Origin of the sequence: Fictibacillus sp. 7GRE50 (assembly GCF_015903875.1) — a bacterium.
GTDB lineage: Bacteria > Bacillota > Bacilli > Bacillales > Fictibacillaceae > Fictibacillus > Fictibacillus phosphorivorans.
Genome location: NZ_JACZDW010000001.1, coordinates 1,261,358 through 1,276,741, shown reverse-complemented (window position 1 = coordinate 1,276,741; position 15,384 = coordinate 1,261,358). Strand labels below are relative to the sequence as shown.

The following is a 15,384-nucleotide window of genomic DNA, read 5'->3' as shown; positions in this document are numbered from 1 at the left end:
GAGAATATGGGTGCGTATTCCACAAAAAAAGATGTGGTAAGAAAAGAAATGATAGGGCTCTTATTGCTAGCTATATTTATTATTTCTTTTCTATTTATGGAAGAAATTAAAAATGATTCTGTATTTGATAACTTGCCGAGTTCCATCATGCATGTGAACACGGTGTTTCTAAGTATTTTAATAGAAGCGGTTCCTTTTATCTTACTAGGCGTTTTTGTTTCTGCATTAATTCAAACTTTCGTAACAGAACAGCATATTCAACGGTTGATTCCAAAGAATCCATTTTTAGGAATCGGTGTTGTACTCTTTATGGGAGTGATTTTCCCAGTCTGCGAGTGTGCGATCATACCTGTCGTAAGACGCTTAATCAAAAAAGGACTTCCGCTGCACCTTGGAACGGTTTTTCTATTAACTGTCCCTATCGTGAACCCAGTTGTTATCCTATCCACTTTTTATGCATTTCGTAACAATATGGCAGTCGTATATGGCAGAATTGGACTGGCACTTCTTGTGGCAATCATCATCGGGTTGATCGTATATTATGCATTTCGCAATAAAGATCAGCTCAGAGTACACGTAGAGCATGGCGCTCATGATCATTCACATGGATTAACGATGAGTCGCTGGAAACAAACAGTGTATCACGCATCTGATGAGTTCTTTGATACTGGGAAGTTTCTTATTTTTGGCGCGTTTTTAGCGAGTATGTTCCAAGTATTCATCAATCGTAATGACCTTTTGGCGCTCGGAGGCAATGAGTGGTCATCAACAGGTCTGATGATGGGGCTTGCTTTCTTGCTATCCATTTGTTCAGAGGCGGATGCCTTTATCGCCGCTTCATTCGGAAGCACATTTACAGTAGGTTCGATCATCGCGTTCTTAGTTTATGGACCGATGCTTGATGTGAAGAACATGCTTATGATGTTCGCTTATTTTAAGACGCGCTTTGTATTTGTGTTAATGGGATTAATAACACTAACCGTATTTGCTGTAACCATGATTTATCAGTTTGTGGCTTAGAAAGGGAGGTAGGATACGATGAACAAAGAAAGTCGAGATTTTCATACGTACTTAAGAGGTATCATCTTAATCGGCTTTATGCTCCTGCTGATCGGTTTAATCACAACAGGAAAGCTGAATTATTATGTAGCACCGAAAATGCATATCTTTGTTTATTTTGCGATCGGTATATTAGGGATATTAGGTGTGATGCAGTTCTTTAGACGATCTGATGAACAGCATGATGATGCATGCGGATGTGGTGTAGATCATACACCAAAGGGAAGACCGCTCAAGCATTTCTTTATCTATATGATCTTTGTGATTCCTCTTCTTACAGGTTTCATGATCCCTGAAAAAGCGATGGACAGCTCAGTCGCGGAAAAGCGCGGCATTCGTTACGGAACGGGACTGTATGCTAAACCAGCTCAAAAAACGGAAGAAGGTAAAGTAACCACAACACAAAATATTGATGTGGAAGCTTATTTAGATGACCCTGAAGGTTACATTAAAGAGATGGAAAAGAACGTAAAGGAAGAAAATCCGGTCGAAACTTACGATGTTACGGCGTATTATAAAAAGTTCGGAAAAGAACAGTTGGCGAAAGAAAAAGTGAAAGTATCATCTGATCACTATCTCGATACGATGACTGTTTTGGATATCTACCTAGATAAGTTTAAAGGAAAAGAAATAGAGACTACTGGATTCGTGTATCGTGAAGACGGAATGAGTGAGAATCAAGCCGTTATTGCGCGCTTTTCGATGAACTGCTGTAGCGCGGATGCCGTGGTATATGGAACCATTATTGAAGGCGATGAAGTTTCAAAACTTAAAGAAGATGAATGGTACACCGTAACAGGAATTATTGAAGAAACAGAATTGAACAAAGTCCGTCTGCCGTTAGTGCAGGTTGAGTCCTTAGAAAAAATCAAGCCGCTCAAAGATCCTTATGTGTACCCGAGTCCAGAGAGTTTGGGAGCTTATTAACATACAAGGACAACGTTAAAAGGACCCTTCAACAGGGTCCTTTTTTACTGTGCATGATGTGTAGATTTCTTAAATGTATATGTCTTATACTGTCCATTATCAGATGAATATTTTAAAAGATTTCTATCTTGCGGGATCCCTTGAAAATAAGCTCCAATGCATCCTGTTGTACATCTGTGTCCAGAAAGGAGAATATGCATATCTGGTTGATAACTAACTTCTATTTCGCGTAAGAAGCTAAAAATGCGTTCTACATAACTATTGATATTTTCTACTCCTTTGTATCGATTAGAATCAGGAATAAATCCATCAAATATGACTTCGCTTTTCTTCAAGTGATCGGCTTCTCCTAGGTCAAAAACATCAAGTCTGCTGTCGATACTAACCTTTCTCCCAGTTGCTATCTCAGCTGTCTGAATAGCCCGTTCTTGTGGAGAAGAAAAGACATGATCAAATCTTATATCTTTAAGCTGTTCTCTTAAACGTTCTGCTTGTGTAATTCCAACTTGATTTAGAGGAAGTCCCATTCTACCTTGCAGCCTTTTTTCTTTGTTTAAATCCGTTTCTCCGTGCCGAATAACATATATCATACATTCAGCTCCCTATCTCCTTAGTAAGCTTGGCGAACCACTGCAATATAAATTGGACAGATTATTTCGTAAATTGGACAGATTATTACATGAAATAGACAGATTTACATTTAGATTGGACAGATTCTCCTGTCAATCCGCTAAATTACTAAGGGACAAGCCCTTAGTACACATACGTTCCAACAACAAAGAGTTCGAACAATACGGTAAGTCCGATAAAATAAGAGACTTGTGCAAATAATCCCCAATCCTTATCTCTAGCAACCTGCATCACCCACAGTGCTATAGCGGAAATGATCACAGGAATGATGAATGAGCTGCCGGTAAAGGTGAGGTACTTCGGCGCTAGCGTATAGAATGTGTTGTTAAACAAAGACTGGATGACATAAAGCTGTGTAATCACAAAAAGTGCGATCGCAGTCCACTTTGCCCAAGGTTTTTCGTCCTCAATGATATCAATTCGTACAAAATATAGAATACCTAAGAACAATACAGACGGTACTACCCAAATAAATGCGTTAGTCATGGCGATGAACGAAACTACAAAAGCCGTAAACGCGTCAAACGTAGCGTTGTAGACATCTTGCTTTTCTACTTTTGTACTGTCATTCTTTATCTCTGAATCTTGGCTTGCTAAATAAAGTCTATAATCACTGACAGATTCCGCTTTTAACCAAGCGATTGTCTTTTCATCGACCTGTAACGGATATACTGAGAAATCAGTCGTTGTACTGATTCGTGCTGCTTCCCAATTGTCGCCATTTAATGTTGCTTTGTAAATGTTGCCCGCTTCCTTTTTAGTAGAAATCGGTCCTTTCGCTGCAAAGAGAATGATAGGCTTGTCATTTTCTACGTTCAATTGTTGGTAGGAAGGATTCTCGATTTCATACCCAAGCTCTGAGCTATATAACTTTACATTGCTAAAATTGACTGTCGTAAGCTGATCCTTTGGTGCTGCACCGTAAAACGTTTTAAACGTCTTCGTTCCTTGTTTAGAAGAATAAAAGGTATACATAAAATGAACTTGATCAGCTGCTTCAGCAAAGCGGAAGTTATAGATTTTATCTGTCGGCGTTTTGTTGTATCGCGTAATAGATTGAGCGCTATATTTTCCGTCAGCTTCTTTTAAATAAAAAGCTTCCATTTCTACTTTTTCACCAACAGTCAGGATAAATGATTGAGATGCTGGGTGACCTGATAATTCTGATAGCTTTTCTTTAGCTGTAAAGATAGATTGACTTTTTCCATCTTCAGGATTGTATACAAAAACTTCATTACCTTTTGAATAAGCAAAGCGATCTTTAGCATCAGCCAGAAGATCTACATCTTTATCTACAACGGTTTGTTTTCCATCTTCATACAGAATAAGCTCACCACGAGAAATAAAGGCGATCTGTTTTCCGTTTGTCCAATAGTTTGCTCTTTCATCAAGTGGGAGTTTCTCTGTCTTTTCAGAGACTAGATTTAGATTTGCATCTAAAGTCGTCACTTGTAACCCATCTTTTTGATGTGTGTAAGCATAGTATTGGTCATCTTTTTTTATAACAGTTGGTTCAGCACTAATGGATTGTGCAGATGTCTCCACTGAACGGCTCCAATCAGGGTTGGGAAGCTTTCTTTCTTGACTGACATTATTCCAGATCACTGCTCCGATCAGTATCAAAACGACTGCGAAAGGAAGCAGTAATGCTCTGTAATTGGATTGATTTCTTTTCTTGTTCCTTTTGGTTTTTACATTCGAATTCATGTTGATAGATCCCCCTATTTTGTATAAAACGACAAATTAATACTATTCGTTAAATTAGACGTATATCCCTGTAAAATATTTTCAATTTTTTTATAGAAAGAATGTGTGGGATGAGTTGATCCCATATTGTCTCTTTGTAAGTTTTTGTAGAATAACAATCATTCCCCCGGAAATATTGTCGAATATCATCAACGGATTTTTAAAGTGGTAGAACAGAACTGGTGGTATAATTTGGATTATATACTATTTATAGAAGGTAGGGAGAAGGCGTGGAACAATTCGTTCATATTTATGTGACTAGTGATATTCATGGCTATGTTCTCCCGTTAACGTACGGAAATAATGAAAAAGCGGAAATAGGATTGGCTAAAACCGTGGGATTATTAAAGGAACATATGTTTAACCGCTCCAACACTTTCCTTATTGATAACGGAGACCTGATTCAGGGAACGCCACTTACTTATTATCACGCTAAAACAGATCAAGCTGATGTGAATCCGATGGTTCTTCTATTAAATGAACTGAATTACGATGCTGCGATAATAGGAAATCATGAGTTTAATTATGGTCTTCCTTATCTATATAAAACAATTGATGACTCAAAATTCCCTTGGCTTTCGGCTAATATTGTTCACCAAGGAACAGAGAAACCTGTATTTGGACAACCTTTCGTAATAAAAACTTTTGATTGTGGGTTAAAAGTAGCACTCTTAGGATTAACAACACAATATGTACCGAACTGGGAGAATCCAGAACATATTAAGGGTCTTGACTTTCTAGATGCGGTGGAGACGGCAAAGAAATGGATTCCTTATCTACGATCGAAGTCGGATGTCATGATTGTTTCCTATCATGGTGGGTTTGAGAGAGATCTCAGAACAGGGGAACCGACGGAATCGCTAACGAAAGAGAACCAAGCGTATCAGCTTTGTATGGAGGTTGAAGGGATCGATGTGCTTGTAACCGGTCATCAGCATCGCTTGCTTACAGGTGAAGTGAACGGAGTGGAGATCATTCAGCCGGGGACACAAGGAACTGGGCTAGGGTATGTAGAAGTTAAGGTCAATGGTGAAGGTGATTCATGGGAAGTGAAGGATAAACGAGCGAGACTACTTTCTGTGAACGACCACGAACCTGATCAGCAGGTGTTGAATCTGATTCAGCCGTACGAAATGAAAACTCAGAAATGGCTAGATCAGCCTTTAGGACAAGTAGACGGGGATATGACGATTACTGATCCTATGTTAACGAGGCTAGTTGATCATCCGTTTATTGAATTTATTAATAAGGTTCAGATGGATGCTGCAGGTGTTGATATTTCGAGTACAGCTCTTTTTGACGACCATTCCAAAGGGTTCTCGAAACATGTTACGATGCGCGATATCGTTTCAAACTATGTGTACCCAAACACGTTAAAAGTCATTGAGCTTACAGGGCGAGATATGAAGGATGCATTAGAACGGTCAGCTTCTTATTTTTCTGTGAATGAAGAGGGTGATCCGATAATCAACCCAGCGTTTTCGATTCCAAAGCCTCAGCATTACAACTACGACATGTGGGAAGGTATTGATTACACGATTGACCTGTCAAAGCCGCTCGGACACCGAATTGTAAACTTAATGCATAAGGGAAAACCAATTGAAAGCAACTCCTTATACGAAGTAGTTATGAACAATTATCGTGCAGGTGGAGGCGGTGATTATCCCATGCTGAAGGGGAAGCGTGTTGTGAAGGATATTCCGATCGATATGTCTGAACTAATGGCAAACTATATCTTGAATAGAGGTACGATACAAGCGACATGTGATCACAACTGGCGTGTAATGGTTTCATCTTCCTTAAAAAATAAGAGAAGCAGGTGAAGCGGGTGAAAAAGTGGGGTTGGTTTGTATTTGTAGTCATAGTAGTTTTGCTTGCTGGATGTTCGAGTGAGGAAAAAAGGACGTTAAACGATAATAACTTAACACTGCAAGATCATCCAAAAGGTGCTTATCCACGCTATTACGATCAAGTTTCTAAGAAAGAAACACTAAAAGCGGTTCCGTTCTCACTGGAGCTGCCTGATCAATTGCCGTTTAAAGTCGCTCTTTCAACTTATCAGATTTCCGATTGGGGTGAAAAACGAAATATTTTGGTAGACTCCGTTTTTTATCCGGAACAACAAGGGCAGAATGTTTATTTAGCTTATCGAGTATCTAACTTTCTCCCGAAAACCGAGAAATTAGAAACGAAAGACGAAGTTGAGCTTAGTGATGGCACGGATGCTTATTTTTCAGGAAGTAATGATCTTCCTATCCTTGCTTGGAAAAAGGATGGTTTATTTTATAAAATGGAGTACTTAATAAAGGAAGATACAGACAGAAAAACGGAGAAAAAGAAGCTGATTGAAGCGGCAAGTTCTGTTTTTGAATAATTTTATAAAATTTATGGCCGTGGGGGATTGTTCTCTTGCGGCTTATTGTTTGAAATTCAGTAGTTTACAGTAAAATATGATAATATGGTTCAAAGGAGGGGATATTCTTGCAAAAACTGGAGTTTGAATCTGCATGGGACAAGACTATAGCCCGCCAAGACAGAGAAGAGATAGAACGAGTCTTTTCTGAATTGCATTCAGAAGAACATGTGAGACAGCAGGCTGTGATTTTGAAAACAGCTTATAACCATAAAAAAGAATTTTTAGTGACTGTGCTTGTAAATAATTATTCGACAGGGCCTTTCTCTTTAATTGGGAAAAAAGTGCTGTATGAAGAAGAGGAGCATACGATTGGTGAAATGGATTCCCGTTATACGTTGGAAGTTCCACCTGAAACAAGTATGCCATGGACGTTTATTTTTCCAGAAGCAGCACTAGGAAGAAATCCATCTCGAGAGTATGGAAAATTAATCATCATGTAAAGCGAGGGAAACGTGTGAGAACGATTATTTGGTTTATTTATTTTTGGGGAATTTTATTAAAGTTGATCCCCTCATTAAACCGTGTAAAAAAGTTTTATCAAGCTGGAAAGATAGAAGAGCGGGACCGGTTGGTTGATCAGAAAGTAAAAGAGTGGTCAACTTCGCTTGTTAAGCTTAGTGGGACACGTGTCACAGTAAGCGGTGAGGAAAACATCCCGAACGATACAGCTGTGCTTTTTGTGAGCAATCATCAAGGTAACTTCGATATTCCGATTCTTTTAGGCTATATCCAGAAACCAAAAGCATTCATTTCGAAGATCGAGGTAAAGAAGATGCCTTTTATCGGGACATGGATGGAGCAGTTGAACTGTTTGTTCATGGATCGTAAGAATGTAAGACAGTCTGTTCAAGCGATCAATGAGGGAGCCAAACTGCTGAAAAACGGAACATCTCTTGTTATTTTTCCTGAAGGAACGAGAAGTAAAGGTGACGATATGTCAGAGTTTAAAGCGGGAAGCTTCAAACTAGCGACTAAATCTGGTGTTCCGATCATTCCTGTTACGATCAACGGCTCGTATAAAATAATGGAACAACAAGGATTTTGGATCAAGCCAGCGGAAGTTCACCTTACCGTTCATCCGCCGATCTATCCAGAACAACATCAAGATGCTAAAGAATTGGCTAGATTGTCAGAAGAGATTATTAAAAACGGGGTAAAAAAAGCAGTCTCTTAAATGCAATGTATCAAGTAAAGTGCGAATGTTGGCGAAAACAGCTTAACGAATAACCTGTACGAACGGCATAGATATTTGTTATTATTGGGATAGAAGGTAATAATTTCTAGGAGGAATACCATGACAGGGACAATTACAGTCATTATGATATTCTCAATTCCCATTATTGCAATCGTGCTAGGTCATTTTCAACAACAGACGAAACTTAAACATAAGATGCTACAAGATGAGATAGAACTGGAACGTTTAAAGCATGACAACTATGTGATCGAAACCCAAAAGATGAGGATTGAACTCGAACAGATGAAACTGCTCGATTCGCCGGATCAGAAGAAATCGGTATAAAAAGAGGATGCCTCAAAAGCTAATTGCTTTTGAGGCATCCTTTTTGTTAGAACCTATTTTATCTGTAATTGATAAACTGTACGTCGATCGGCAGGTTTGCTTCTTTAACAAGCGCAATAATCTGCTGAAGATCGTCACGGCTCTTTGCCGTTACACGAACTTGATCATCTTGAACTTGGCTTTTCACTTTAAGTCCAGAATTCTTAATCAGCATATTGATTTTCTTTGCGTTGTCTTTATCGATTCCAGTTACAAGCTTTGCACGTTGGCGAACAGTTCCGCCTGAAGCTTGCTCAACCTTGCTGTAATCTAAGTTTTTTGTTGGCACGCCGCGTTTGATCAGCTTTGTGATCAAAACATCTTTTAGCTGCTCTAGCTTGTACTCGTCGTCAGAAACTAAAACGAGCTCTTCACTGGATTTGTCGAGTGTGATCTCACTTTTACTACCCTTAAAATCATAACGAGTTGTGATTTCTTTTGTTGCGATATTGATCGCATTGTCTACTTCTGATAGATCTACCTGTGAAACGATATCAAATGAACTTTCTTTAGCCATTTTGTGAAACCTCCTGACGATTACTTCGTTTATATAGTTACAGTATAAATACATTGTGGTTATGTTTCCAGTTTGTACACATTCTTTTCCGTGGAAACGGGTACAAAGTATAAGTTTTTATGTTAAAATGAAGGCTGGAAAATTTACAGAATGTTTGAACCACTAGGAGGAGTACTTGTTGCTTCATTACAAAACGTACACACACGAAAAAAATCATCAATGGGTGATTTTTGTCCATGGAGCTGGGGGCAGTTCATCCATATGGTATAAACAGCTAAGAGAATTCAAACAACATTTTAATATTTTGCTTGTCGATCTAAGAGGTCACGGCAAATCACAATCCGATACATTTTTATTAAAAAAATATTCGTTCAAAGAGGTCAGCCTCGATGTGCTTGAGGTAATGGATCATCTAAAGATCCAAAAAGCACACTTTGTAGGCATCTCTTTAGGCACGATTCTTATTCAAACAATCGCAGAGCTCTATCCTGACCGGGTGGCTTCTATGACGCTTGGCGGCGCGGTTACAAAAATGAATTTCCGCTCGCGGTTCTTGATTGCGATGGGGAACCTATGTAAATCGTTCATCCCGTACATGTGGCTTTACAGCTTGTTTGCTTGGGTGATCATGCCGAAAAAGAGACATGAAGCTTCGCGTTCTTTGTTTATTGGAGAAGCAAAAAAGCTTTGTCAAAAAGAGTTCAAGAGATGGTTTAAGCTCACACTGAAGATTAATCCATTTCTGCAAAGTTTGCGTAAAAAAGAGATTCCGATCCCTACGCTTTACATCATGGGTGAGGAAGATTATATGTTCTTACCGCCGATTCAGGCGTTCATCGATAAGAAGAAGCATTCGAAGCTTTTAACTATTAAAGATTGCGGACATGTATGTAATGTTGATCAGCCGGAGCTCTTTAACAAAAGTTCGATTGAGTTTATTCGCAAGCAGATTGCTGCTGCACCGAATGCTTCTTAAAAACAGGTGTTTGCGTAAACTTTGTTGTTCTTGAAAGTGGTTGATTTCCGTTGCAGGTGCTTCGCTTTCCGCGGGGCAGACGGTGAGCCCCTTGCCACTTCGTGCCATTAAGGGTCTCACCTGCCCACCTGTCCCGCAGGAGTCTCGCACCTTACACTTCAATCAATTATTCAATGATGCCTTTTAGAGGGCATTTACAGCAATAATCAAGAAAAAATAAGTTAAAATAAAAGAAACGACCCTTCCAGCAGGGTCGTTTCTTTTGTTTATTTAGTTTTGCCAATTATTAATCGTAGTCCCGGGTCCGGAAGATGGGGTAGTGAACGTATGATTTGTTCCACTTTCCCAGACTACATTTCCTGCGGAATCTTTTTTGATGAACTTAAATTCTAGGGCTTTTCCAGAAGGTACACTGATGTCGTAGTACCATGTTGGATACGCTGCGATGATTTGATTGTAAAATGGTCCTACAGCTTTTGCGGCATTCCAATTTCCTAGTTCTTCGGTGTTTCCTACAACATAAACGTTCTGTCCGGTGCTTGTGTAGGCATTGTTGATCAAGAATCGCACGGAGCTTTGGGATCCAGATAATATATCAATCGGTCCGTAGCCAGTACTTACCGTTCCAGAAGAATTTGTTACGGTTACTTGGTAGCTTCCCGCTGATACTGCAGGAACCGTAACTTTGATCTCGTCGTTGCTCCATGATTGAACGTTTGCATTCACGGTGCCTATCTTTACGGTACCCGTCGAGGTTCCGAACGCATCACCACTGATCGTGAGTGAATTGCTTGGTTTCGCCATAGCTGGACCAACTCCACCGATAACCGGAGTAGAACTGCTGCTATTATGTGCATATACGGCTGTTTCGCCTGGCGATAGATCAAACGCAGAAATCGTACCACCTGATACTGTAATATTACTCCCTGTTAAGAGACCCGTTAATTGATCAGTATAAGTTCCAGCTGGTAACGCTGTAGCAGCTCCACTCACGTTATAACTCGTTGAAGTACTTTTGTTTACTGCGACTAAGACAACATCGTTTCCAAACTGTCTTTCGTATACGTAAACATCATTGTTGATCCAGCGCTGTTTTGTTTTTCCGAAGCCAAGGGCTTGATTCGTTTTTCGAAGGGTAGAGAGCTTTTTAATGATCTGATATGCCTTGGTTGTCTGACTAAAAGAAGTCATCTTTCCTCGGTTGTTTGGGTCTCCGTTACCAGACATATATTGTTCTGTTCCATAATAGATGTTAGGAACACCGCGTGATGTGAGCATAACGGCAAGTGCTAGATCTGTCTTTTTCGTATCCGCTCCGTTCGTATGAAAACGATCCATATCATGATTATCAAGGAATGTTACTTGATCGATCGGCTGTTCATATTTGGTTTGGGTTTCTGTGATCATACTGTCAAAACCATACCAGCTATCCGAATTGTTGCGAAGCACTTGGCGGAGTTCTTGACCATAACGGAAATCCAGCAGTGACATTCCGTATTTGTTCGCAAAATCATAATAGTTTTGGTCGACTTCATTTTCTCCTAAGAACCATTCTCCAAATGTAAACACAGGCTGATGAGAATTTATCGTTTCCATGAATGTTTTTTGCCAGCCGAACGGCATATGTTTGACTGCATCTACACGAATACCATCGATTCCCATGTTTAGCCATTGTTTGATCGCATTCTTGAAGTACGTATCTACGGTTGGATTTTGGTGGTTAAAATCAGCGAGGTCATATAGATTACGATAGATTCCATCTTCTATCGAGGAGAAATTCGTTCCTTTGTTGTGATGAAACAGACCTTTCGTATCGTTTGTATACCCACCGACAAGTGTTCCGTTGTCATAAAGTTTACCGTTCTCCATATAGCTTCGCGTGTCCTCAGATGCTGGAGATGTGTGGTTCGGTGCAAAATCAATTATGACTTTGATGCCTTTGGCGTGAGCGGCATTGATTAAGTTTTGAAAGTCAGTCATGCTTCCGAAATAAGGGTTGGCTTTCTTAAAATCCCTGCCCCAATAGCCATGATAAGCCGTGGTGCCAGCCGCATCATTCAATACGCTGTACACATTCTCAACTGGCTGAGAGATCCAAAGTGCTGTAACACCCATATTCGTTAAATATCCATCATTGATCTTGTTGATGATTCCTTGCCAGTCGCCGCCGCAATATTTTCGAAGATTGGAACAGTCACTGCTGAACAGGCTTCCTGTAGGATTATTTGATGCGTTTCCGTCTGAGAAACGATCGGTCATAATCTGATAGATTACATCTTGACCATAGTTAACCTTGTTGAAACTAGCAGCTTCTACGGTTGGTTGGCTGTCTTGAAAGGGAAGGTTTGAGAACGTTAAAGACAAACTAAGTGCAGCTGAAACGAATAAGCTTTTTTTCATGCGGTTATTCACTCCTTTTTTAGAAAATAAAAAACCCCGTTATTCGCAAGGAATAACGGGGTTGTCTTGAAATAAACATTGCCCTCAAGTTTTTACATGTAATAGCGCGCTCTATTACTCTCATTATTCAAATTAATGTAAACGCTGTCAATTAAGTTATTCATGGCCTGAAGGACAAACATTGATACTTAAAGGAAAGACAGAATGAAAATGATTCAAAAGTAATTTTTGCTTGTGAGAAGAAGGTATTTAGGCTTAGGTTTTCTTTAGAGTTCATTGATTTTCTTCTTCACTTTTTTCATCAAACTATTATTTAGAGTGTTCACATGCTCCTCATTTTTAACCAAAATTCGATAAGCATCAATGATGGATAGAGTACGAACCAAAATGTAGACCCCGATGCCTATCAATGCAATAAAAATCGGGTTGTACGGAGTTAATAAGTCTACGTCCACCCATTCTTTTTTTATGATTAAAAAGAAGATAGCTCCTCCAACAATAGAGCAGATTCCAATCATCATTACCGCAGTATACTTACTTTTTATCTCTTCGTATCTAATTTTTAAATCTTTTAAAGTGTTTTGGTCAAAAATCAGCATCTCTTTCTTAAGTAGGCTGTATCGATCCTCTTTTATGAGTCCTGCTGTAATCGTTCCGATTCCAAGAACGGCTATTAAAATCGTTAGTAGAGTAAAGGTGATTGGATCTTCCTTAAATAAGAAGTAAGGAATCGTTGAAAAGATTAACAGACTAAATCCAAGGGCAAGGTATTTCGAGACTTTATTTTGAGATAAGAGGTATCCTTCCGCCATCTCTTTGCTAACATAATAACCATTTTCATTCTCACGACTTTCTTCAACCGTATCTTTCAGTAAGTAATCAATAGATACTTCAAAAATGTTACCGAGCATCAATAGTTTTTCCGTTTCAGGAAAGCCCTGACCATTTTCCCATTTGCTGATCGCTTGTCTGGTTGTATTTAATTGCTCGGCGAGCGCTTCTTGTGAGAGGCCTTTTTGTTTTCTAAGCTTAAAAAGTTTTTCACTGAATGTCATAGGTGAGCTCCTTTCATTTACTCCTTTAATTGTAGTTAAACAATGTATGGTTTTCTATATTTTAGCAGATGCACTATGTCAACTTGAGGTTGCACCTATGTAATATCTACTAAAATAGGTTTGAAGGCATTAGAAAAACGACCAAGTAAATTGGTCGTATAAAGGGTGTTGGTTGCTTCTTATTCAGGTTGGTTGAAACAAGTCTCCTTAAATGGAAATAAAACATTTTCAAGAACAACGAAGCTTATAAAAATAGTGTTTTTATAAACTTACAGCGCGTGCGATCGTGAACAAACGTGAAGCGGGGTGGAAACCTTTTGTGATCAAGTCTTTGGTGATGGTTGCACCTAACATGCTGTAGACGGTTCCGTTACCGCCAAAACCTAAACAATAGTACTCGCCAAGACGGTTAGGGTGTTCACCGATATATGGCAGTCCGTCATGCGATTCTCCAAACGTCGCACACCACGAATGAGAGATTTTTGGGGATAGATCTGGAAAATGTTCTTTGATCTTTTGAAGAATTCGCTCACCACGTTCTTCGATAAGCCCTTCATTTAACGGTGCTTCAGCTTTGTCTTCATCTAGACCGCCGGCAACGATTCTTCCATCTTTAGTCGTCCTCATATAAAGGTATGGGCGCTTCGTTTCCCAGATCATCCATTCGTCGTACCATGTTTTCAGTGATGGTAGAGGTTCTGTTACGATCGCATATGAACGATTCAGGTCCGCTCCTAATTGCTGAGCTAAAAAGTCGTTTTCATAACCAGTCGCAAAGATAACATATCTCGCTGAAATGGTTCCTTTTTCAGATTCACAGGTAAAGCCGTGAACCGTTTTGGTTTTACGAATAAGAGGTGTTTGTTCAAAGATCCTAACTCCGGAAGCGGCCGCATCCTTTAACAAGATTTGTACACACTTATATGGGTTCACATCTGCATCACCACTCGTAACGAGAGCAGCTGGTTTGGAAAAAGGAAAACGTGAAGAAATCTCTTGTGGTTCTAGGTATTCTACTGGAAAATCGTACTTCTTTAATGCCTCATATTCACGTTCGAGTTTTAACGTGTCTTCTGGAGTGCTGGCATAGTACAAGCTTTTTTGTTCACGGAATTCAGGGTCTTCGGATAGGCCAGACGTCATCTTCTTCAAATCTTCTAACGCCTGTAAACAAAGCTGATAGAAATAAACAGCATCCTGTTCACCTTGCTGTTCAATGAGTTCGTGCAGCATCTTATCGCTTGAGAATTGCAGAAGTCCTGTGTTTGCTGAGGAGCTTCCTGCACCGGGGTGTCTTCGATCGATCAATACTACATCTAATTCTTTTTCTTGACCGAGCACATGGGCACATAGGGCGCCTGCCATGCCTCCACCAACGATTAGTACATCACACGATATATCTTCTTCAAGAACCGGGTACTGACCCGTGTTTGTATAGGTTTCAGGCCAATAGAGCTGACCATTGTGTAAATTCATAGTGACTCCTCCTCGTCTTCTCTTCATTCCCCCTATCTTGTGTAAAGAAACGCATGAGAAGAAACTTTTTCAAGAATATGGATTTTGTGTGAATGCTCCTGCTACAAGGTTCAATTTTTAAGGGGAAACTTTAAATTATGATGAGTGAGGAAGAATTAAAATTACACAAAAAAAAGAGCTGCATGCCCGATTGGACAAGCATCTCTCTTCTTCAACTTATGGCAATGTATTAACTTTATCTTCTTCTTTTACAAACAATAAAATTTTGCCCATATCGAGCTTCTTCTCATATTGATCTGCTTCTACATCAGATAACCCTAATTCTGTCATCTTGTTGCGAAGCTCATCGCCTCTGGACTCAAATACATTGCTAATCGCCGTGCCGAGTCCTTCTTCTTTTAAACCGATTGTATTTACATCTGCGTCATATGCGAGATCTTTTGTGTCATCCTTTTCGTGGGATAATACATATAAGTTGTCTTCGTGAATACCTCGAGCTTTCAAATCACTTGCAGCTGCAATCAATTCTTGTTGAGAGTTAAATTCATGTACGATAGGTTTTACCATTTACAATCCTCTCCTTTAAACGAAGTTATAGTGTGTATTCACGAATTTTTAAAGGAC

At 39.5% G+C, this 15,384-nt stretch carries 15 protein-coding genes; 8 read left to right on the top strand and 7 right to left on the bottom strand.

The genetic code is table 11. The features are described from left to right. Window positions 1-6: 6 nt before the first annotated feature. On the top strand, window positions 7-1,020 hold the full coding sequence (locus IHV12_RS06235; RefSeq protein WP_197190226.1) for a permease: 1,014 nt from the start codon (window positions 7-9) through the stop codon (window positions 1,018-1,020). Between the two features lie 18 nt (window positions 1,021-1,038). Next, window positions 1,039-1,986, top strand: coding sequence for a TIGR03943 family putative permease subunit (locus tag IHV12_RS06230; RefSeq protein WP_197190225.1), 948 nt, complete (start codon window positions 1,039-1,041; stop codon window positions 1,984-1,986). Between the two features lie 44 nt (window positions 1,987-2,030). Here IHV12_RS06230 and IHV12_RS06225 read toward each other — a convergent pair whose 3' ends face one another. After that, entirely contained in the window at window positions 2,031-2,576 is a 546-nt protein-coding gene (locus IHV12_RS06225) for a histidine phosphatase family protein (RefSeq protein WP_197190224.1), read from the bottom strand. Window positions 2,577-2,739: 163 nt separating this feature from the next. Next, window positions 2,740-4,323, bottom strand: coding sequence for a hypothetical protein (locus IHV12_RS06220; RefSeq protein ID WP_197190223.1), 1,584 nt, complete (start codon window positions 4,321-4,323; stop codon window positions 2,740-2,742). Between the two features lie 269 nt (window positions 4,324-4,592). On the opposite strand from IHV12_RS06220, the gene IHV12_RS06215 reads away from it, so the two are divergent. From IHV12_RS06215 to IHV12_RS06195, 5 genes are all read left to right on the top strand, one after another. Next, a complete protein-coding gene (locus tag IHV12_RS06215) occupies window positions 4,593-6,185 on the top strand; it encodes a bifunctional metallophosphatase/5'-nucleotidase (protein WP_197190222.1) in 1,593 nt (530 codons plus the stop codon). 5 nt (window positions 6,186-6,190) lie between these two features. Beyond that, window positions 6,191-6,736 carry a hypothetical protein gene (locus IHV12_RS06210; protein ID WP_197190221.1) on the top strand — a complete coding sequence of 182 codons (546 nt, stop codon included), beginning with the start codon at window positions 6,191-6,193 and terminating at the stop codon, window positions 6,734-6,736. Window positions 6,737-6,843: 107 nt separating this feature from the next. Then, window positions 6,844-7,218, top strand: coding sequence for an SLAP domain-containing protein (locus IHV12_RS06205; protein ID WP_197190220.1), 375 nt, complete (start codon window positions 6,844-6,846; stop codon window positions 7,216-7,218). 14 nt (window positions 7,219-7,232) lie between these two features. Then, window positions 7,233-7,952 (top strand): lysophospholipid acyltransferase family protein, encoded by a 720-nt coding sequence (locus IHV12_RS06200; protein ID WP_370568771.1) that lies wholly within the window; start codon window positions 7,233-7,235, stop codon window positions 7,950-7,952. A 120-nt stretch (window positions 7,953-8,072) separates the two neighbouring features. Further along, the gene (locus IHV12_RS06195; protein ID WP_066399175.1) at window positions 8,073-8,297 is read left to right on the top strand and encodes a hypothetical protein; all 225 of its coding nucleotides are present in this window, start codon (window positions 8,073-8,075) and stop codon (window positions 8,295-8,297) included. A 58-nt stretch (window positions 8,298-8,355) separates the two neighbouring features. Here IHV12_RS06195 and IHV12_RS06190 read toward each other — a convergent pair whose 3' ends face one another. Next, entirely contained in the window at window positions 8,356-8,853 is a 498-nt protein-coding gene (locus tag IHV12_RS06190) for a YajQ family cyclic di-GMP-binding protein (protein WP_197190218.1), read from the bottom strand. A 178-nt stretch (window positions 8,854-9,031) separates the two neighbouring features. Between IHV12_RS06190 and IHV12_RS06185 the strand changes: the two genes are divergently transcribed. Next, the gene (locus IHV12_RS06185; RefSeq protein ID WP_197133031.1) at window positions 9,032-9,829 is read left to right on the top strand and encodes an alpha/beta fold hydrolase; all 798 of its coding nucleotides are present in this window, start codon (window positions 9,032-9,034) and stop codon (window positions 9,827-9,829) included. A gap of 270 nt (window positions 9,830-10,099) precedes the next feature. Here the strand turns inward: IHV12_RS06185 and IHV12_RS06180 are convergent, their stop codons facing one another. The 4 genes from IHV12_RS06180 to IHV12_RS06165 form a co-directional block, all read right to left on the bottom strand. Next, window positions 10,100-12,229: an alpha-amylase family glycosyl hydrolase gene (locus IHV12_RS06180; RefSeq protein ID WP_197190217.1), complete on the bottom strand. Its 2,130-nt coding sequence runs from the start codon at window positions 12,227-12,229 to the stop codon at window positions 10,100-10,102. 266 nt (window positions 12,230-12,495) lie between these two features. Next, window positions 12,496-13,284 carry a helix-turn-helix domain-containing protein gene (locus IHV12_RS06175; protein ID WP_197190216.1) on the bottom strand — a complete coding sequence of 263 codons (789 nt, stop codon included), beginning with the start codon at window positions 13,282-13,284 and terminating at the stop codon, window positions 12,496-12,498. A gap of 261 nt (window positions 13,285-13,545) precedes the next feature. Further along, a complete protein-coding gene (locus IHV12_RS06170; RefSeq protein ID WP_197190215.1) occupies window positions 13,546-14,760 on the bottom strand; it encodes an NAD(P)/FAD-dependent oxidoreductase in 1,215 nt (404 codons plus the stop codon). A gap of 216 nt (window positions 14,761-14,976) precedes the next feature. Next, window positions 14,977-15,327 (bottom strand): general stress protein, encoded by a 351-nt coding sequence (locus tag IHV12_RS06165; RefSeq protein ID WP_197190214.1) that lies wholly within the window; start codon window positions 15,325-15,327, stop codon window positions 14,977-14,979. Window positions 15,328-15,384: the final 57 nt, after the last annotated feature.

Coding starts and splice junctions, on each gene's coding strand:
- IHV12_RS06225 (WP_197190224.1), bottom strand. CDS start 2,576: ATGATATATGTTATTCGGCACGGAGAAACGGATTTAAACAAAGAAAAA.
- IHV12_RS06165 (WP_197190214.1), bottom strand. CDS start 15,327: ATGGTAAAACCTATCGTACATGAATTTAACTCTCAACAAGAATTGATT.
- IHV12_RS06230 (WP_197190225.1), top strand. CDS start 1,039: ATGAACAAAGAAAGTCGAGATTTTCATACGTACTTAAGAGGTATCATC.
- IHV12_RS06180 (WP_197190217.1), bottom strand. CDS start 12,229: ATGAAAAAAAGCTTATTCGTTTCAGCTGCACTTAGTTTGTCTTTAACG.
- IHV12_RS06175 (WP_197190216.1), bottom strand. CDS start 13,284: ATGACATTCAGTGAAAAACTTTTTAAGCTTAGAAAACAAAAAGGCCTC.
- IHV12_RS06235 (WP_197190226.1), top strand. CDS start 7: ATGGGTGCGTATTCCACAAAAAAAGATGTGGTAAGAAAAGAAATGATA.
- IHV12_RS06190 (WP_197190218.1), bottom strand. CDS start 8,853: ATGGCTAAAGAAAGTTCATTTGATATCGTTTCACAGGTAGATCTATCA.
- IHV12_RS06195 (WP_066399175.1), top strand. CDS start 8,073: ATGACAGGGACAATTACAGTCATTATGATATTCTCAATTCCCATTATT.
- IHV12_RS06220 (WP_197190223.1), bottom strand. CDS start 4,323: ATGAATTCGAATGTAAAAACCAAAAGGAACAAGAAAAGAAATCAATCC.
- IHV12_RS06170 (WP_197190215.1), bottom strand. CDS start 14,760: ATGAATTTACACAATGGTCAGCTCTATTGGCCTGAAACCTATACAAAC.